The organism is Aggregatimonas sangjinii, from assembly GCF_005943945.1.
Classification (GTDB): Bacteria; Bacteroidota; Bacteroidia; order Flavobacteriales; family Flavobacteriaceae; genus Pelagihabitans; species Pelagihabitans sangjinii.
In genome coordinates this window covers 4125110-4145515 of the sequence record NZ_CP040710.1, presented here as the reverse complement: position 1 = coordinate 4145515, position 20406 = coordinate 4125110, and the positions used below count along the sequence as shown (strand labels likewise).

17 protein-coding genes are annotated in these 20406 nt (G+C 44.4%); 2 read left to right on the top strand and 15 right to left on the bottom strand.

Annotation, left to right across the window (positions count from 1 at the left end; genetic code table 11):
- Positions 1-90: 90 nt before the first annotated feature.
- From FGM00_RS17345 to FGM00_RS17300, 10 genes are all read right to left on the bottom strand, one after another.
- A complete protein-coding gene (locus tag FGM00_RS17345; protein WP_138854132.1) occupies positions 91-636 on the bottom strand; it encodes a type 1 glutamine amidotransferase domain-containing protein in 546 nt (181 codons plus the stop codon).
- A gap of 85 nt (positions 637-721) precedes the next feature.
- Positions 722-1198, bottom strand: a complete 477-nt coding sequence (locus FGM00_RS17340) for a very short patch repair endonuclease (protein ID WP_138854131.1) — start codon at positions 1196-1198, stop codon at positions 722-724.
- Positions 1199-1269: 71 nt separating this feature from the next.
- Positions 1270-2016 (bottom strand): succinate dehydrogenase/fumarate reductase iron-sulfur subunit, encoded by a 747-nt coding sequence (locus tag FGM00_RS17335; RefSeq protein ID WP_138854130.1) that lies wholly within the window; start codon positions 2014-2016, stop codon positions 1270-1272.
- A gap of 79 nt (positions 2017-2095) precedes the next feature.
- Complete coding sequence (locus tag FGM00_RS17330) at positions 2096-4099, bottom strand: fumarate reductase/succinate dehydrogenase flavoprotein subunit (RefSeq protein ID WP_138854129.1); 2004 nt, start codon at positions 4097-4099, stop codon at positions 2096-2098.
- Between the two features lie 2 nt (positions 4100-4101).
- Positions 4102-4770 carry a succinate dehydrogenase cytochrome b subunit gene (locus tag FGM00_RS17325; RefSeq protein WP_138854128.1) on the bottom strand — a complete coding sequence of 223 codons (669 nt, stop codon included), beginning with the start codon at positions 4768-4770 and terminating at the stop codon, positions 4102-4104.
- Between the two features lie 329 nt (positions 4771-5099).
- Positions 5100-6266 carry a Kelch repeat-containing protein gene (locus FGM00_RS17320; RefSeq protein WP_138854127.1) on the bottom strand — a complete coding sequence of 389 codons (1167 nt, stop codon included), beginning with the start codon at positions 6264-6266 and terminating at the stop codon, positions 5100-5102.
- 95 nt (positions 6267-6361) lie between these two features.
- Complete coding sequence (locus tag FGM00_RS17315; RefSeq protein ID WP_138854126.1) at positions 6362-6943, bottom strand: collagen-like triple helix repeat-containing protein; 582 nt, start codon at positions 6941-6943, stop codon at positions 6362-6364.
- A 70-nt stretch (positions 6944-7013) separates the two neighbouring features.
- Entirely contained in the window at positions 7014-7688 is a 675-nt protein-coding gene (locus FGM00_RS19850; RefSeq protein ID WP_236262832.1) for a collagen-like protein, read from the bottom strand.
- 51 nt (positions 7689-7739) lie between these two features.
- Positions 7740-8702, bottom strand: a complete 963-nt coding sequence (locus tag FGM00_RS17305) for a trypsin-like serine peptidase (protein WP_138854125.1) — start codon at positions 8700-8702, stop codon at positions 7740-7742.
- A 268-nt stretch (positions 8703-8970) separates the two neighbouring features.
- Positions 8971-12861 carry a response regulator gene (locus FGM00_RS17300; RefSeq protein WP_175416264.1) on the bottom strand — a complete coding sequence of 1297 codons (3891 nt, stop codon included), beginning with the start codon at positions 12859-12861 and terminating at the stop codon, positions 8971-8973.
- 564 nt (positions 12862-13425) lie between these two features.
- On the opposite strand from FGM00_RS17300, the gene FGM00_RS17295 reads away from it, so the two are divergent.
- Positions 13426-14316 (top strand): RimK family alpha-L-glutamate ligase, encoded by an 891-nt coding sequence (locus FGM00_RS17295; protein ID WP_138854123.1) that lies wholly within the window; start codon positions 13426-13428, stop codon positions 14314-14316.
- Positions 14317-14319: 3 nt separating this feature from the next.
- Positions 14320-15279, top strand: coding sequence for a succinylglutamate desuccinylase/aspartoacylase family protein (locus FGM00_RS17290; protein WP_138854122.1), 960 nt, complete (start codon positions 14320-14322; stop codon positions 15277-15279).
- A gap of 383 nt (positions 15280-15662) precedes the next feature.
- Here the strand turns inward: FGM00_RS17290 and FGM00_RS17285 are convergent, their stop codons facing one another.
- The 5 genes from FGM00_RS17285 to FGM00_RS17265 form a co-directional block, all read right to left on the bottom strand.
- On the bottom strand, positions 15663-16319 hold the full coding sequence (locus tag FGM00_RS17285; RefSeq protein ID WP_138854742.1) for a suppressor of fused domain protein: 657 nt from the start codon (positions 16317-16319) through the stop codon (positions 15663-15665).
- Between the two features lie 56 nt (positions 16320-16375).
- Positions 16376-17722 (bottom strand): ankyrin repeat domain-containing protein, encoded by a 1347-nt coding sequence (locus FGM00_RS17280; RefSeq protein ID WP_138854121.1) that lies wholly within the window; start codon positions 17720-17722, stop codon positions 16376-16378.
- A gap of 20 nt (positions 17723-17742) precedes the next feature.
- Positions 17743-18885, bottom strand: a complete 1143-nt coding sequence (locus FGM00_RS17275; RefSeq protein WP_138854120.1) for an ankyrin repeat domain-containing protein — start codon at positions 18883-18885, stop codon at positions 17743-17745.
- 155 nt (positions 18886-19040) lie between these two features.
- Positions 19041-19427, bottom strand: coding sequence for a DUF2721 domain-containing protein (locus tag FGM00_RS17270; RefSeq protein ID WP_138854119.1), 387 nt, complete (start codon positions 19425-19427; stop codon positions 19041-19043).
- Positions 19427-20404 (bottom strand): ThuA domain-containing protein, encoded by a 978-nt coding sequence (locus tag FGM00_RS17265; RefSeq protein ID WP_138854118.1) that lies wholly within the window; start codon positions 20402-20404, stop codon positions 19427-19429. Before FGM00_RS17265 ends, FGM00_RS17270 begins: the two co-directional genes overlap by 1 nt.
- Positions 20405-20406 lie beyond the last annotated feature (2 nt).

Genomic DNA, 20406 nt, shown 5'->3' with positions numbered 1-20406 from the left:
TTTCATTAAAAATAATCAAATTCAGAACGGTTGGGCATAAAAAAAGACCCTAACCTTTTGGCTAGGGTCCCTTTTTTGAGGCTTCCTATATTAGGCATGCTGCTCTTCGTGCTTTCCCTCCTTGATTTCTTCGATCAATTTAGAATTAAAGGCCGGTAAATCTTGTGGATTCCTACTGGTTACGAAACCTTCATCTACGACGACTTCTTCGTTTACCCATTTGGCACCTGCGTTTATTAAATCATCTTTAATAGAACTGTATGAAGTTAACGTTCTACCTTCAACTACATCAGCGCTAATCAAGAGCTGAGGTGCGTGGCATATGGCCGCTACCGGTTTTTTCTGCCCAAAGAAATCGCGCACAAAATCCAATGCTTTTCTATTTGTTCTTAATTGGTCGGGGTTGATTACCCCACCTGGTAACATGAGCGCATTATATTCTTTTGCGTTTACCTCGTCTAGTTGTCGATCTACCTTAAAGGAATTTGACCAATTTCCGTTGGCCCATCCTCTGATTTCCCCTTTTTCGGGGCTTACGATATCCACCTTAAATCCGGCATTTTCCATTGCCGACTTTGGTGACGTTAGTTCACTTTCTTCAAATCCATTTGTTGCTAAAATTGCAATCCTCTTCATGTGTTATTGTTTTAATGTTAATAATTTATTTCATAAGGAATATAACAGATTAGAGAGGTTCGGATCAATGGAAATGCGATAGTCTTTAACTCTTATGATAAGATTGTAAATGTGATATTACTTCAGCAAGACATCTTGGGAGCTCATTCTTGATTTCGCCTTCCCAAAAGCGGAATACGTCATAGCCTAAGCGCTTTAATTCAGCATTCACTTCTTTGTCTCGCTGAATATTACGCTCGAATTTTGCCACCCAAAATTCACGATTGGTCTTGATTTTAGGTTTCCGCTCCTCCCAATTTTTACCATGCCAATATTCGCCATCGATAAAAATCGCCGTCTTGTATTTTTTAAGGACGATGTCTGGTCTCCCAATAAGTTTTTTGTAATCTACACGATACCGGTAACCAGCTGCATAGAGGGCCTTTCGAAAGGCAAGTTCAGGTTTGGTATTTTTACCGCGAATCTTGCCCATGATTCTAGAGCGTTCAGGTGTCGTGTAAAATCCTGATTCTTCATTGAATCGGGGTACTTTGATTCTTTCCTCTGAGTAAGTTTTGGCCATCTCTCTGAAATACAAAAAATCCCAAATTCCAGTCTAGTGGAGTTTGGGATTTCGTTTTATGATATTCCTTACTATCCCTTTACACTAGCGCTGTAATATTCTCTGTTCATGCGGGCAATATTCTCCAAGGATATTCCTTTAGGGCATTCCACTTCGCAAGCACCAGTATTGGTACAGTTTCCGAAACCTTCCAGGTCCATTTGACGTACCATATTTTGTACCCTTTCGTTAGCCTCTACCTGCCCTTGTGGCAACAAGGCGAACTGGCTTATTTTTGCCGAGGTAAACAACATGGCACTCGCATTTTTGCAGGCTGCCACGCAGGCACCGCATCCGATACAGGTAGCGGCATTAAATGCCATATCTGCATTTTCCTTTTCAATGGGAATGGCATTGGCATCGACGGGGTTTCCAGAGGTATTGACGGAGATATATCCACCAGCTTGTTGAATGCGATCGAAGGCACTACGGTCTACGATTAAATCTTTTATAACGGGAAATGCTTTTGCACGCCATGGTTCAATAGTTATGGAATCACCGTCGTTAAAGCTACGCATATGCAATTGGCAAGCCGTAATTCTGCTACCGGGGCCGTGAGCACGACCATTGATCATAAGCGAACAAGCGCCGCAAATACCTTCTCGACAATCGTGATCAAATTCTATCGGCTCTTCACCCTTATTGTTCAATTCCTCGTTCAGTACATCCAACATCTCTAAAAATGACATGTCCTCTTCTATTCCATTCAAAGGATACTCGACCATTTGGCCCTTTGAAGAAGCATTTTTCTGACGCCAGATTTTTAACGTTAATTTCATAGCTCTATTTTTTTCTTGAAGGCTTTTTGAGCTGCTATTGATAACATTTTCTTTTCAATTTCAACTCGCAGGCCGTAACCTATTTATAACTTCTTGTCTTCAATTCAATATTCTCGTAGACCAGTTGTTCTTTGTGAAGTACCGCATCTTTAGGCGCTCCTTTATATTCCCAGGCTGAGACGAATTTAAAGTTCTCGTCATCGCGTAGCGCTTCACCTTCGGGAGTTTGGTACTCCTCACGGAAATGACCACCACAAGACTCATTTCTAGTGAGGGCATCCTTCGCGAACAATTCACCCAGCTCGAGGAAATCGGCAACACGGCCGGCTTTTTCCAATTCCTGGTTTTTTGTATCTGCCGTTCCCGGTACACGAACGTTCTCCCAGAAATCGGCCCTTAGTTCAGCAATTTCATCTATCGCCTCCTGTAATTCTTTGGCATTACGGGACATTCCACATTTGTTCCACATAATTTTACCTAATTTCTTATGGTAATAATCCACAGAATGGGTTCCCTTCCCGGACATCAGTTTTTCCAATCTAGACCGGGTGTCGGCCTCTGCGGCATCAAATTCGGGAGAATCGGTAGGTATGGCCCCTGTTCGAATATCATCCGACAAATAATCGCCAATCGTATAAGGTAGTACAAAATACCCGTCGGCCAAACCTTGCATCAGGGCGGAGGCCCCAAGTCTATTCGCGCCGTGGTCGCTGAAATTCGCTTCGCCAGCGGCATAACAACCGGGAATCGTGGTCTGTAGGTTGTAATCGACCCACAGACCACCCATGGTATAGTGCACCGCGGGATAAATCATCATGGGCGTCTTATACGGGTTCTGATCTACGATTTTCTCGTACATATCGAATAGATTTCCGTATTTGGCCTCAACGACCTCTTCCCCTAATTGCCGTACCGTAGTATCGTCGGCGTCTTTCATACCGGAGGTCAGTGCTTTTTCCCTGCCATAACGCATGATAGCCGCGTCAAAATCAAGATATACGGCCTCACCGGTTTTATTCACTCCAAAACCAGCATCGCATCTTTCTTTGGCAGCTCTAGAAGCTACATCACGTGGCACCAGGTTGCCAAAAGCGGGATATCTTCGTTCCAAATAATAATCCCTTTCGCCCTCTCCTAATTGCGTAGGCTTCAATTTACCTTCACGAATCGCTTGCGCGTCTTCCAAACGCTTTGGAACCCAAATACGGCCATCGTTACGAAGCGATTCCGACATTAAGGTTAGTTTCGACTGGTGGTCTCCCGATACCGGAATACAGGTCGGGTGAATCTGTGTAAAACAAGGATTAGCCATAAAAGCACCTCTGCGATGTGCCCGCCAAGCGGCCATTACGTTGGCCCCCATGCAATAGGTAGATAGGAAAAATAGATTTCCGTACCCTCCTGTGGCCAACACCACAGCGTGGGCACTATGGCGCTCTATTTCCCCAGTGACCAAATCCCGGGCTATAATACCTCTCGCCTTGCCATCTACCAATACCAAGTCAAGCATTTCATGACGGGTATGCGATTTGATTTTTCCTCTTTGTATTTGACGGTTCATGGCTGCATACGCTCCTAAGAGTAACTGCTGACCAGTCTGACCTTTAGCGTAGAACGTTCTCGACACCAGTACGCCCCCGAACGAACGGTTATCCAATAAACCTCCATATTCCCTCGCAAAGGGAACACCTTGGGCAACGCATTGGTCGATAATGTTGGTCGAGACTTGTGCCAGACGATACACATTCGCTTCCCTTGAGCGATAGTCGCCCCCTTTAACGGTATCATAGAATAGGCGGTAGACACTATCGCCATCGCCCTGATAATTTTTGGCGGCGTTCACACCACCCTGTGCGGCGATGGAGTGTGCCCTTCTTGGAGAATCCTGATAACAAAAAGTCTTTACGTTGTATCCTAATTCGGCCAAGGTAGCCGCGGCAGATCCTCCTGCGAGCCCAGTTCCAACAACGATGATGTCTATATTTCGTTTGTTGGCGGGGTTAACGAGATCAATGTGATTTTTATGGTTGGTCCATTTATCGGCCAATGGCCCTGTCGGTACTTTTGAATCCAATATGCCCATAATTAGTGTGTTAACTGGTTAAAATGATGGTATACCGCAATAAACGCGAAGCCCAGTGGAATCCCGATGGCGAATACCTTGGTAAATAACTGAATGGCCGGTGTGTATTTGTTGTTGACGCCCATCGTTTGAAATGAAGACGCAAAACCGTGCAACAGGTGCAAGGATAAGAGCACAAAGGCGATTACGTATATGATCGTTCTCCAAAAGGGTTCGAATTTGTGCACCGTCTCGGCATAATAGCGCGTTGGATCCTCTGGATTACTTTCCAAATATTTGTAGGCCATCTCATGTACCCAAAAATCGTACATGTGCAGCCCTATAAAAGCCAAAACCACAAGTCCTGAAATGATCATGTTTCGGGATATCCAAGAGGCGTTGGCGCTACCTTTGTAACTGGCGTACTTTATCCCACGGGCACTTCGGTTTTGAAGTTCCAATACAAATCCCATCACAAAGTGAACGATGACACCTGCAATCAAAATAGGCTGTAAAACATATTGCACTATTGGGTTGTACCCCATAAAATGCGACCAGGAATTAAAGGTGTCCGGCGCGATTACCGAAGTGATGTTGATGACGAAGTGTTGCCCAAGGAAAAAGACTAGGAAGAGTCCCGAAAGCGCCATAACGACTTTTCGGGCAATCGAAGATTTTATCAATCCGCTCATTATCTAGGTAGAATTAGTTTAAAGACTGTCTACAAAATTAGGGCATAGGCTCGGCTTTAACAAACTTTAGCCCCGTATTTAGAAGGATTATAAGCTAGATGGATGTGCTGTTGAAATTATTAATGAAGAATAGGCAATTTGAACCGAAATACTTAAACAAAAGAGGGTGCCTAAAAAGTACTTTCAGCCGTCTTTGCGAGGCACGAAGCAATCTGTAACTCCTTGGTATTAACAGCCAGATTACTTCGCCTTGCTCGTAATGACGTCTAGGGTATACTTTTTAGAGACCCTCTTTGATACGACCAACCCTAATGGAGTACCTATGAATACTAGTCTGAACCGATTCCCAAGGTAATGTCATCTATTTCACAACATCCAGGTTCTTCCAAAGACCAGATGTCGGAAAGTAGTGTGTAGCCGACCTGACCCTTTTTTGGTACACCCCTTCCGTTTATTACCCAAAACCGGTTTTTAAAAAAGAGCGCGGTATGATCGATTCGCTCGGGAAATTCTTCTGTGGTGGCCGCCTCAGACCAATCAAGCCCATTTTTACTATACCAAACATCATTTTCCAACCCATGAGGTGGATTTTGTGTCGAACGTCCCCCAATGAGCCATAACAGTTCACCGTCAGATACCAAGCTATGGCCTGCCCTATCGCCAAAAGGAGGGTTTTCAAGCGCCTTATGCCACGAATATCCATCCTCGCTGTACCAGATTTCCCCATACCCGTTTTTCAGATCTCCTCCGATGAGGATCAACGTTTTGCCGACGGCCAATGTGGTGTGCGACGATCTTAGGTTGAAGGGCGCCTTGTCGGTTACTTTTTCCCAGTCAGCGCCATCGTCGCTTTTCCACACATCCCTATATCCGCAACAAATCGCATAGGATTGATCATTACTGGTACCGCCAATAAGCCAGAGCGATCCTGCATATACGGTAAGGGTATGTCCGTTTCTGGGTTCAAAATCCGCATTTGAGGTGACCAGTTCCCAGCTCACCCCGTCGGAAGAAGACCATACATCGTTGCGTTCCGAATATTCATCGTCCTGGGTTTCATGGTCGTGTTCCGGATCCCACTGTTCATCATGGTCGTCTGGGTCATAACTTTTACCACCAACAACCCACATTTTCCCTTGAAAAACAGCGGAAGCATGACCAAATCGCGCCGGGAAATCGGCATTTGGGGTTGCATCGTACCAGTTGATGCCATTGTAACTATAGCGTACATCGTTTTTAGGGGTTTCCGAATCGCCTCTCCCCCCGATTATCCACATCTTGTTGTCGAATACCAGGGAAGTATGTTCATATCTTGGGTCTAGGGAGGCTCTTTTGGTCCATTCTTTTGCTGTTAAGGTTTTTTTTTCGATTCCAAAATCGAATTTTAGAGCAGCTTTACCAATATCGACATCATCTTGGGCATCGATGGTTTCCTTATTGCAGGAAGCAAACGAAAGCAGTAATATCAAAAAATAGAATTTTATTATCAATTTCATTATTTCAAGTTTTTTGTTTTCATAAATAGTATTCCATAAAACTGATGGTGGAGGTACGCATCTACAGTGGAATAAACATCTGGGCGTGCGTGTAACTATTCGGGAATTTGAAAGCGTTCCGCAATCTCATCGTAGCTCATTTCGGAATAATCCTCCGCAACAGCCGATTTACCGGTAGTAGTCCCTCTAGGTATTAAAACATACCTGTAGACATCAAAAAAGGTGGAACCGATATTACTTCCGTCAAGGGAGTGAATCCGTAGGACGAGTTCCCCGGCCTGTGGTGTTCTAAAAAAATAACTTTCCTGAAAAACACCCAACGTTATCGGAATGCCGTATATCGTATTGCTTTCGTCATTTCGGGCGTACATCAGGATAATCCCGTCGTTACGTATTTCATCGGTTAGCAATGGGGCATCTATAGCGAATGTGGCTGTACCTGATTCAATATTCTCCGCAAACCCGGAAGGAATCCAATCGGAGTAGGTGACGTTGGCAGCCCCTGGTTCCCCATCTTCCCCATCCTCTCCAGGTTCGCCCTGCGGTCCGGCGACACCCTGTTCACCCTGCGGCCCTTGCGGGCCAACAGGGCCTTCTACCCCATCTTTTTCGCAGGCCAAGGCGAAGCATGTTATTAGTGAAAGGCCAACTATTTTGAAAATTGCATATGTTTTCATAATTCTTGTTTTAAGGATATTTTTCTTGGGGAATACTTCTTTTTCGTGTTTACTCGTACGAACTGTTTATCTAGTCGGGAATATTAAACCGTTCGGCTATTTCCTCATAACTCATTTTGGTGTAGTCAAGGGAAGATTTTGCACTTGCCGATATGCCACCTGGAATGATGACATACCTGAAATCCCCGTTCAAATAGGGTGTTCCGATATTACTTCCATTTATGGAATGTACACGAATGGCGATAAGGTCATCATTAATGTCCAAGAGTCTAAAATTCCAGTGCTCTTGAACACCCGTAAAAAATGAATCGGGTAGTTGATGGATTAGAGTCCCGATACGGGCGTAGACCAAGATTACTCCGGTATCATGAATTTCTTGGGTCAGTTCAGGGGCGAATATCTCCCATTGATCAAATGTATCGTTGATTGGGTCTGGAAATTCAGATGGAATCCAATCGGAATATATCACGTTTGCAGTGCCAGGTTCGCCTTGTTCCCCATCCTGCCCGTCGGCCCCATCTACACCGTCTGTTCCTGGGGGTCCTTGCTCCCCTTGGGGCCCAGGTACACCTTGTGCTTCGCCGTCCACGCCATCGGCGCCTTGAGGTCCAGGCTCACCCTGTTCTCCCTGTGGTCCTTGTGGCCCAACAGGGCCCTCGACCACATCTTTTTCGCAAGCCAGAAGTAGGCTAGCAATACATACTACACTAAAAAATCTTCGAATAAATTTCATTTTTGTTTTCATAATTGTTGCTTTAAAGGATTATCATTCATTTAATTTGAAGGAGGGTTTTATTTAAGGCCATTCTTCGCCTTGATCAGTTGTTTCGCTAAAGGGTAGTTCGATTACTTCCCAGAAAAAGATATCGGCCACACTCGGGTATTGCATGGCGTTCTCTATGTGCTCAACCACTCTTGGCGTCAAGCGCGCTACCCAATTCTGCCCTTCTTCGCAGGCCGCTTCGGGACTGCCGATAAATACGCCGTTTACCTTTCTGATTACCCCTTCTCCGGAGTGCTGTGACGGTGTCAGTAATGAATAGGCTGGAGAGCCGCTTTGGCCCCCAGTGCCGTCAAGATCGGTGTAGAGTAGACCGGATTCCCCACCATTGATCCATCCAAAAGGCTGATTGTCCAGATAGTCCCCTTCGGTGATCCATGCCCTTCCCAAAACCCCTCCATCTGGTGGTGTGCCCGGGTACCCTGCCGTGAATACGGGCTTAAATTGAAGGATATCCCAATCTACGTGGCCCCATTCCGCAGGTGTAGCACCTGCTACAGGCTCCCAAAGCTCTACAATCGCAAAATCGTAGGCCTGATCGAGTTCATCGTTACTATCCTGATAGGCATGCGGAACGAAGATCCGGCGTGCCCCGTTTGTTCCAAAGGGACGTTGACTCACATGGTTCGCCGTTTGCCCAAGGGCAAAGCCGAGCGGACTATCTCCCCAATTTTGAAGGCAGTGTGCCGCAGTCAATACATACCGGTCTTCGATTAAGGTTCCGGTGCAGGTGACACCGTCAAAACGCCCGATAAAACTCCATGGTTGTTCTTCGGTGCTATCGATATCATCCGGTTTGACCACCCTATTGTCGCAACCGATGATCAGTATGCCCTGACTATTGTCACAAATACTCTCGCATTGCCCATCTGGGTTGCCGTAGATTTCCGGTAACAGTTCGGAACAACCGTTGCCGACCAATGCTATCGAACAAAAGAATAGCACTCTTAGCACTATTTGTTTTCTAATGATTTTCATAATATTCGTATTAAAGGTTAATATGTGGGAGAAACTTTTACTATTTGAAAAACGGTTCGCCCGTATCTTCGACAAGGGAAGGGTTAGTACCTCAAAAAGAGCTGTTTTTTGGTATTGGGAGGAAGTAGTGCCAATAGTTTTTCAGGCAAACTAGTAAAGGGGTATTGTTTTTCCTGACGGGCAACTTATACAAAAGTAAGGGTAGACTTTTACCTGCAACTGCTGATATGTAACAAACTGCTATTGATATGTAACGGAGTGTAAAGTGCTAATCCTGAAGGGATAACAAGTATTCGGAAGGTGTTTTTTTGAATGTTTCCTTAAAACATTTCATAAAGTAGGTCGGGGTGTTGAAACCAGTGGCATAAGCTACCTCATTGATATTCATATCGGAGGTTTCCAAAAGTTTTATAGCCTGCTTTAATCGCTGGGAACGGATAAATGCGGATGTAGAAAGTCCTGTAAAGGCCAATAGCTTTCTGTGTAGCTGCATTCTACTCATTAAAGCCTTTTTACTAAAGGTTTCCGCGTTAAATGATGGATTGTATAGATGTTGATCCAATATTTCTTGGACCTTATTTAGAAAGGTTTCATCCGTTGAGGAGACAACGATGTCCTTTGGTTTTAAAATGAGCTCTTTGCTGTAACGATCGCGCAGTTTTTTTCGCTGATGGATTAAGTTGGATACACGCCTTTCCAAAACCCGTACTTTAAAGGGTTTGGTGACGAAATCGTCAGCTCCGGAGTTTAGACCTTTTAATTCACTTTCTTCACCACCACTTCCCGTAAGCAGTATGATGGGAATGTGGCTGGTTTTTTCGTCCGCTTTCAAGGCATTGCATAGTTCGATACCGCTACAATGGGGCATCTGAATATCCGATAGGATAATATCCGGAACCTTTGACAAGGCGATTTCCAGGCCTGATAAACCATTATCCGCCTCCAAGATTCGGTACTGCTGCTGTAGTGCTTGCTTAACGAATGTACGTATCTCGGCATGGTCCTCAACAAGTAGTAGTGACGGAAGTTCCCCATTTATCGAAGTGGCGCTTTGAATTTTTGGTTCGATTTGCTCTTCAAGATTCCCACAATTGGTATGAGCTCCATTATTTGCGAGATTAGCTGTCTTAAAGGCATCCCTAAGGTATGGAAGTCGCACAAGGAACCGAATAACTTCACCATCCTCAAGTGCAACGTCCACAGACCCCCCGTATAAGGTCACCAATTCTTTTACCAATGCGAGACCCACGCCAATACCTTCGGAAAAGGAATTGTCTTGATAAAACCGCGTGAACAATTTATCGAGCCGTAGAGCAGCACTGTCTCGGACCGTATTTTTTACACTTATTTCAATAAAATCTTGATTTTTTGCTACTTTAAACCAGCATTTGCCTTGTTCAGGCACGTACTTTAAGGCGTTGGAAAGCAAATTGGTCACTATTTTTTCAATGATATCCTCATCGTACCAAACTTCATTGACTACCTCTACCTCAATATCGTATGAAACTCGTTTTAATTGCGCTTGGTATGCAAAGGACTTTGAGAGGATTTTTAGAAAGAGGCCTAGATTACCGGAGGCAATATTTAAACTCAGGACCCCACTTTCCAAACTCGCAAGTTCGAGTAATTGATCTACCAAGGTGGTCAACCGGTTTGCGTTTCGGTGTACAATGGAGAGACTAGTGCGATCTCGGTCCGATATGTTTCCGTCACGAAGTTTACTGTCAATAGGCCCGGCAATAAGGGTTAACGGGGTTTTAAACTCATGGGCGATATTGGTATATAATTTAGATTTGTGGTCGTTCAATTGCTTTAGCCTGACAGCCTCCTCTTCCTTCAGTTTCAAGTTATAGCGCATTCTCCACCGCCATTTCAAGTATTGGTAGACTCCCCAGGCCGCGAACAATAATAGAAAAAGGTACATGACTTTAGCCGTACGACTAAGATACCAAGGGGGTCGGACATCTATACGAAGAGTTTCGGGATGTTCATTTGTGGAAATTCCATCCTGCAACGCTTTGAATTTTAACTCATGCCTTCCGTAGGGCACATTGCTAAAATAAGCGGTCTGCAGATCGGTCATTTTCCAAGGTGCGTCATCCAAGGAATAAGCATAACAGATTTTCTCGGGTGCCTCGAAATCCATGGCAGAAAACCGAGTGGAGAAATCATTTTGGGAGGGCTCGAGTACGATTTCCTGTAAATAGGGGGCCTGCATGGGCGCGAAAATCGTCTTGCCTTCCCGGTTACTCACCTGAATGTCCGTAATTAGGGGTACGATATCCTTTCTAGGCGTGTAATAGCGGGATAGATCTATTTTTTGTACCCCTTCATCCGTTCCAAAATACATGAAATCGGTTGCTGCATCATAAAATCCCGAACCAAAGAGAAACGCATTCGAAATAAGACCGTCGTTTTCGGTATAGTGGTGAATGTTCCCTTCCTTTTCATCGTAAACGTACAGACCATCATTGATCGTAGAGATCCAAAGGTTGCGATTGCCGTCCTTACGGAGGGCCATTACCTTTTTGTCAAACAAATCATTTTGGTAGCGTAGGCGAGAAAAGTCCCCGGTTTCTTCGAGATAGCGCACTACACCTAGTCCCGTGCCAAACCAAAGCTGACCTTCCTGATCTTCTTCCAGTGTTAATACTACATCGGAGGTTAGGGTATTCGCGACCCCTTTCTTGGCCCGAAAATTGACGATTCTTGAAGCGACCGAATCCAAGTCCATATCCGAAGCCCCTTCAATCATGTAGACACCATAAGCAGCGGTAATGATCCACAAACGGTCTTTAGCATCGAGATGGATCTTTATAATTTTTGAATCGCGACCACTACTATCGGTTTTTAAAGGAATCGATTTTAACAACCTATGTTGTGCATCAAAAATATAAAGCCCTTCCCAAGAGCCCACCCATAGTCTTTGTCTGCCATCTTTGGCGAGACCATAGGTGGTCATGCCCTCTTTTTGGCTGAAATTTTCAATGGTTGAATGTAGAATATCGTTGGTATAGGTGTACACCAAGGATTGGTCCCCACTCGCAAATAGTTGGTTACCCTCCCCATATAGGGCGGTAGTTTTGGAGCCGGACAACTGCTTCGAAGTAGCGCCGTTCACTGCTCTGAACAAACCCTGATTTCCGCCAAAATATAAAGAGTTTTCATGCTTTACGATTCGTCGGGCATGCACATCAACACCCGTTCCGATAAATGCTTTGTTGTATTTCCGTTCCTTATAAAGCCCCTTGTCAGTACCAAGCCATAAGTTGTTCTGCCGATCTAAATAAATGGTTATAATATTGTGTTTTTCAAAATTGAAATCGGTATCGATAGGGGTAAGATCGAACGATTCTGGATCGAACCTGAACAGAGAATTTGCGGTAGCCGCGATATAGTTCCCTTTTTTATCCGGTGCTAAAGAGACAATAGCATTTTCAAGAAGGTTCTCTCTTGTTGGTTTTCCTTGTTCAAAGAGCAGCATTTTTCCTGCTAACCCGACTAGAAGTCCATGACCGGGTATGTATTTCAGTATTTTGATGGGTGATTCGAACGAATAGGCCAATTTCTTTTCTCGTGTTGGAATATCGTATTTGAATAACCGCTCTTCTTCGCTTATGAATAGCTCGCCCTCGGCCAGGGCCATTTCCGAGCTATTTTTTCCGAATCCAAAATTGGAAACAGTGTCCGTTTCCGAATTGTGAAGTTGGAATCCTTTGTCGGTAGCGCTTAGAATAGCGTGTTTACCAATGAGCATTGTTTGGTGTATTACCCTTGCCGGGAAGTCTTCGGGATTATCTTGGGCAAAATTCTTAAACGATGTATTTTCCGGTGAAAATTTAATGAGCCCGCCCCCGTAGGTGCCGATCCAATAATTTTTTTTGGAATCTATGGTTATGGTACGTATCCAAGTTCCTCCTAATGACGGGATGTTTTTGGCAGAATTCCTAAAGACCTCAAAAGTATGGCCATCGTAGCGATGTAGTCCGTCTTGGGTGCCTACCCAAATAAACCCATTTTCGTCCTGTTCTATGCAGGATATCCAAGAGTTGAACAAGCCGTTTTCTATTTTCGAAAACGTCATTTTCCCATTCTCCTGGGCAATCATCGAAGCCAATGGGGCTAAAAGACAATAGACCTTTATAAGAATAGTCCGCATAGTTATAGTGGTTAGCTGCATTCGAGTGGCGTTTATACTTGGTTACAGGGAAGTATATCATACATTTCCGAAAGGCTCGATGTTCACTTGGTTACAGTTTGAAAATAGTTATCTGCTTTTTCTTGCCCTACTTCAGACAGGAATACGCTTTATTTTTATCAATCCTCAAAACTAGACCGAAGCACATCGGTAACATGTCCCATATGTAACAAAGTATAAAAGAAATGTAACTGATTTTACTTGTGCAGTATAATTATAAAATATTGATTATCAATTAATTGTGTATTAACTGCCTTGTAGGATGTATGAATGTAAGTGTTTCCTGTATATCTTGAAAAAGCAAGAATCCAATTCAGATTATCCTGTTCGCCCAGCGCTGTTGAGGTCGCAATGTGCCTTTGGTTCATTGTAGTATGAACTGCTGAACATTAGGGAGGCTAACGAAAATCAATGCGATAGTTCAAAACAGGCGCTAAAAATGGATAGCTTTTCTATTTTGGAATTGCATATTGCGAATTTTGAACGATATTACATACCAAATCCAAACTCAAGCGAACACCGACCATGAATATCGCCTTGCTTTCCGTCAGTATGAACGTCTATTCCACAAAGAGAATAGCGGAAGAGGCCGAAAAACTTGGGCACTATATAGAGCAGGTCGACCACACAAGATGCTCGGTGAAATTGGGAGCGGGCAAACCGTTTATTTATTTGGGAGAAGAAGAAATCACCAATGAATTTGACGCGATCATTCCCAGGATCGGTGCGAAAGTATCTAGGCATGGTGCGGCCATCGTAAAGCAATTTGAGATGAACGGGACGTTCAGTACCGCTCGTTCCTTAAGTATTTTAAGGGCACGCAACAAGGTAAGAACCCTTCAGATTATGGCCAGAAAGGGCATTCCCATTCCTGAAACCTTATTTTCAATCAATCCGGATAACATTAAAGAGCAGATAGAGATTCTCGGTGGAACCCCGGTCATTATCAAACTGCAAGAAGGTACCCAAGGTCTCGGAGTTATTTTAGCGGAAACCAAGAAATCGGCAAAATCGATCATCGACACCTTTTACAAAATGGATACGAGTATCCTCATGCAGAAATATATCGAAGAAAGCAATGGGGAAGACATTCGTATTTTGGTCGTTGGCAATAAAATCGTCGCTAGTATGAAACGTACGAGTGAGGCCGGAGAATTTCGTTCGAATGTGCATCGGGGAGGTACTACCGGAACCGTACAACTTTCCCCAAAAGAGGAATTTATTGCCCTGAATGCTACGAAACACATTGGTCTGGGTGTTGCGGGGGTAGATTTGATCCGTTCCAAGAAAGGGCCTTTATTGATCGAAGTAAACGCCTCGCCCGGGCTACAAGGTATCGAAAGCGCTACTGGTGTGAACATCGCCAAGGAAATCATTTTATACGTTGAACGAAATGGGCGAAAACGAAGGAGATAATACATGGAAAATAGAACAATCACGATTAGCGGGGAAGCTGTAAAACCAGGAGAGAACAAGCTACTGAACATCAATATCGACCGTTTGCCGACGGGAACCTTGATCGATATTCCGGTATATGTTTTCAACGCCAAAAAACCAGGCCCGACGATTTTGGTACAGGCAGGCTTGCACGGCGATGAAATCAACGGCATCGAAATCGTTAGGCGTATGTTGGCTGAAAAACGGTTCAACATTGAATGTGGAGCGGTAATCGCCGTGCCAGTGCTCAATATTTTCGGATTTATCCACTTTTCTAGGGATGTGCCGGACGGAAAAGACGTCAACCGCAGTTTTCCAGGCTCTAAAACAGGTTCTATGGCGAATCGCATTGCCTATCATTATGTAACGGAAATCCTAAATCAAATTGATTTTGGCATCGACTTGCATACGGGTGGAGGACAACGTCATAATTTCCCCCAAATACGATATACCGAAGAAGACCAAATGAGCGTATCGTTGGCCAAAGTTTTTAATGCCCCCATTTCGTTCTCCTCTAACCTCATAGCGGGCTCTTTTCGAGACGCCGCTTTTCGTCTAGGAAAACCAACGGTTGTCTTTGAGGCAGGCGAGAGCATGCGTTTTGATGATTATTCCATACTGGAAGGGATGCAAGGGATATTGAATGTGCTGAAGCACTTCAGAATGATCTCGAAAATCGAGCCTGCCTATGTTGAGCGGAACAAAACCGTTTATTTAACAGGTCGCAAGTGGTTGCGGGCTCCTACGGCGGGGATGTTCATACCCAAAATTACCAATGGTAGCGAGTTTAAGGAGGGGCAGGAAATGGGCATCGTCACCGATACTTTTGCCAAACATGAAAAACCGATTAAAGCACCGTTTGACGGCTTGGTTTGCTGCGTCAATCATCAGGCCGTTGTTAATCAGGGTGATGCTCTTTTTCATATTGGCTATCCAGAATAAATATGTTCACAGATTTCGGACCAAGAAGGTAAAAACGACGTCAAATGTACTTTTAGCTATAAAATACTCCATAACCTAATGCCCCCTGGAAATCGTTTTGAGTATTGCCTAGAATTCTGAAGGCCTTTTTCGTGTTCATTCGTACTTGTAATGACCCCATCAGTACTAAAGAAAATGACATGAATCAAAAATTAAACCAACTACTTGGTCTGTATCGGGTATTTTTGGTCGATCAGCGCAACGAATATGGGTGTTTCAACGACACTTACCGGCATGACAACGACGCTCTCCAATTTTCTACTCTTCTATGAAAACGTTTAACCGACTCTCAGGTCGGTATTGGTTGTAATTGCATTTTTAGAAAGTGAAGTAAATCGTTTGCACTATCTACGGGTCAAATCGGTTATGAGGAGCGGGTTTTCTGTGCGCATTTCATCCAAAAGTGCCTTTACGGCTTCTTGACTAGGGCTTTCTTGTAGCTTTTCCAATTCTTTAGAAGTAATACCGACCATTTGAATAAAAGTGACCTCGCCATGAGGGGTCATTATTTTACCCAGTTCCGGGTCTAAGGTAAAAACAAGGCCAACAATATCGGTATCGGTATCCAAACGAATGGGCCCGTTCGCCGGAATGAATTGGTTTTCCTCAAACCATCTGCCACTTTTAAACACGTAACGCGCCAGGTTGTTCATGATTTGAACTGCCCACAAGGGGTCATTCTCGTCACCTTCGAAAGGTTTGATACGAAAGGTAAACTCAAAACCCCATGCGCTGAATTCTCCACCCGCCTTTTCTGGATCGTAATACAGTTCAGACATCCCGTAACTTATGATATGGCGATGAAATTCCTGATTTTCGTTATCATAGATACTGACCCCATCAATAGGGTCGGAACCTCCGACAGCGTAATGAATTCCACACAAAGGCCCATAATGTCTGGGTTCCAATTCGGGATATACCTTCTCTAAGGCAGCATCTATTCGCAACCAGCCAACGGCATCCTCTTCGGTAAATGTTTTTAAGTACGTCTCTTTATCCATTCTTATTTCTTGTGAATAGGCCAGTTGTACCACTAGCAGCATGGCCAGAATTAGTTTCATCCTTTTAGAATCTTCGCTTTTTCGCTGTTGAATTCTTCTTGGGTGAGCACGCCAACATCCAATAAGTCCTTTAGGTCAAGTAAGGCCTTCTTTTTATCCACCATCGGCGCTTCCGTTTTTTCTATGGATGGTCCGGCTGTCGTTTTTGGAGCCGCGGACGGGGGTTTGGCTCCCTTGGTTGACAAAATCAGTTCCGTAATCTCATTAAATCCTTTGATATTCGAATAATCGATGGCCAATTGTTCTTTTGTGTTGACTATGGTCACGTCGGCTCCCTTTTCCAGTAGATAGTTTACTACATCCTTTTTACCATTCGCCGAAGCGTAATGCAAAGGGGTGTTACCGCTTTCATCCTGTACGTTGATGTCGGCCCCTCTCTCGAGCAACAACTTTACCATGCTTAAGTGTCCACTTTTGGTGGCAACATGAAGTAGGCTTTCGCCGCCCAGCGTATTCGATATTTTCAGCGAATAACCTGCAGTAACCGAAATATCGTTTGCAGACTCGACCCAATCCAAATAGGAGCTCATACTGCTTTCGTTGCCTCCCATTGGCTTACCATAGTTGACATCAACGCCATGGTCTAAAAATAATTTCACGATTTCCTTTTGATTGGCCGAGCAGGCATACCAAATAGGCGACAGGCCGTTCTTACCCGAAACCAGCATGTCGGCTCCTTTTTCGGCCAATAATTTGATCAACATCCGATTACCGGAATAACAGGCAATCAATAACGGACTCTCTTCGGCATGGTTTACATAATTGACATCGGCTCCTTTTTCAAGCAGTAACTCGACCATTGGGAGTGTTTTGGATTTTACCGCCAGTAGCAAGGGTGTGTTTCCTTGTTTATCGGTGGTGGCGATATCGGCCCCGTTCTCCAACAGCAATTCTACGACTTTTCGGTTTCTGTTTGCGGCGGCGCACAAAAGTGGGGTTTCGGCCTCATTGTTTTCGATATCCACTTCCATACCTTGCTCGAGTAGCTTGGTCATGATCTCTACTTGTCCGTTTTTAGACAAAAGATGCAGCAAACTGTTGCCCTGGTAATCCTTTATCCCGGTCTTTGCCCCCTGCTCCAAAAGGTATAATGCCGTTTGTTTCTGTTTTTGAAGGCAGGAAAAGTAGAAAGGGGTTTCGCCTGCATGATCTTCATAATCCAGCTCGGCACCTTCATCGATCAATATTTTACAGATATCCAAATACCCTCGATGGGCGGCGTAATGAAGCGCTGTTCGCCCTTTTTCATCGGTATAGGAGACATCTACTTCTTTATTCTTGAGTAGTATTTCGGCTATTTTTCGTTTACCGCCCTCACAGGCTTTTATAAATGACATGGACATAGTTGGTAGCTTTTAAGAGGTTATTTGTGGCTCAATAGAATTTCTACGGTTTTGGTTTTCAGATTGTCCTTTGCGGCAATCATTATTGGGGTCTCGTCGGCATCGTTGGTCGTATTTGCATCCGCCCCGGCACCCAACATCAGTTTTACCATGCGGTATACTTCTTTGGCCCTTTTTTCTTCATGCAGCGTTTCTCTCGCACATATTTTATGCAAAATAGTGTTGCCGTCATCGTCTTTACGGTTTACATCCAGCTGTCCGGAGTCTATGGCGGCCTGAAGATGTTCCGTGGTCGCACGGGCCAGATCATCCATTTTCGTAAATTCATTGCCGTAGGTATCTGTACTGGATTGATAAAGGTCGGCACCATCTTCCAGAAGCAACTTGAGATGATTTAAATCGGAAGCCCCAAAGACCGTTGCGCCCCGAACATTGACTTGGTCAAAATCAGGAGTTCCGAATTCTCTCATTAGCTCATATTTTTCAGTGGTTCCACCTTGGCTTACTGCCAGGAAAAATGGAGATTCACCGTCTTTATTTTGTAGGTTGGGATCCGCACCGTTTTCCAGTAACCATTTGATATACGGATTACGATGCTCTTTTACGGCAATATGAAGCGGCGTTTCCTGAACTACATTTGGTTTATCGATGTCAAGACCTTGCTCATAAAGAAAATCAAGATAAGCCAAACCTTTATCGTACGTTCTTGTGTACTTCTTGACGATTTGATGGATGAGATTTCCTTCGGAACGGTCAATGATGTCGATAGCACAACCGCTTTCGACCAAGGTTTTAACAAAAGCGATCGCTACTTCGTTTTCAATGGCTAGGCTTAGGAGGGATTTTCCTTCCAACTCATCGTTCAAGCTTTGTGTTCTGGAAATAAAATCTTTTAAAAATGAGATTGATTCCTCAGTAACATCCAAATTTTTGATGATGCTCATGAAAATCGTTTTATTAAAACTATCGTATTCGTAGATATCGAGCTCAATGGTACCCTTTTCGATGAGTGCATCGATGACCTCAAAGGCCTTTTCCCTGACAAGGGTGTCGTAGATTCCAGTGATGTGATACTCCTGCATTCCCTCGAACGGATTGTTTGTTGAGGTTATGATTTCCTTGGCTTTTTCAAAGTCTTTAGCTCTTATAGCGTCTTGCAACATAGGTTTTAGGGTATTAGGTGTAAGCAACTAACGCAAAATCAGACGCTGTAGTACGACCAATTTCACGAAATACAAATTTAGAAATGAGCGATAATCATTTTGACACGGTTTAATGGGAATATCGCTCACTGAAAACAGTGTGCCCCCATTTACACCTACTCCATATCCTTTAATTGTATCGATAGTGCCTTGGTAGAAAGTTGCACTTCGATCAAGCTCAATACCAGCGAAACCATAAGCGCAAAGAGGCTGATACCAAAAATAATATTGGCCAGAGTGGTCAATGCAAAGTAAATGAGCGCCATGGTGATAACGGCCAGCAAAAAGCTGATGATGGCTGTTGCTTGCATATTCTTGATAATAGTCAACCGCTTTCGAAGTTTACGCACCTGCAACGCCACCGACTTCGATTCGGTTTCCTGAAATTTCCCATGCAACTGACGAATCAGTGCCGCAATGGCTAAATAGCGGGCATTGTAGGCCAACATGGTCAATGATATTGCAGGAAACAATAAGGCGGGTATACTTAACGATAGTTCCATTACTCTTTTAGGATTTCTCTCGACCTGGATTGCTCTGCAGACGGAAAATCTTCGGGAATCTCTTGGGTTACCATCCCTGTCGCTGCCCACTCGGTACCGCGAAGCATGGTCGTGATAAAGCCGACACAGTTCACCGAATAGTCGATATGTCCCATAATATTGTGGAAAATACGCCCTTTGCCATAGTTCAAGACCATTAAAGCAGGTTCATGACGACCGGTACCCTTGTTGTTCGGGTCGGCATAAGCCGTGGCCAAAATCTCCATATTTTCGGCCGGGCCTCGAAGGCTATTGTACAATTCATCCTTGGTATGCATCCAAATTTCGGGCATGCCTTTGGTGATGGGGTGCTCACTATTCCTGATTCTGATTTGGTATTCGCTCTGGGGGCCATGGGCGCCCGCTTTTCCCGGAGTTTCGTCCCTGATTTCCTCGCCTGAATCATTGTAGTACACATAAGGGCCGTCTTTTTCGGTACGGTCGCCCCAACCGCCGAGTCCGATCATCTTATTGTACGCTTCCCAGTTGGGAAAGGAATTATCGGCAGCATGAAAAACGACCAATCCGCCACCATTTTCGATGTATGCTTCAAAGGCGTTTTGGGTTTTCTCGGGCCAATCAGCCGCATTCCACCCAAAATTGGAGATGACCACGTCGTATTTCGAGAAATCGGGACTATAACTCGGGTCTGTTTTGGGTTTTTCCAAGGCTTCGGTCTGTTCCATTCCTTCGATGGGAAATTCGTCAAGGAATTGCTCCCCTTTCCAAGTATAGGCCGAACGAGCTACCTCCACCGAAAATAACCCGGTTTCCTCGAGATACTCCTTGAGCATGAAGGTAATTTTCGGCCATTGCACATGATTGTTCTGCCCATCGAGAATCAAAACTTGAATGGTAGTGTTTTCTGTTTGGGAACAAGAGGGAAGGGCGGCGAAGGTCATCAAGCCAATTAAAAGTAGAAGGGTAACTTTTTTCATCG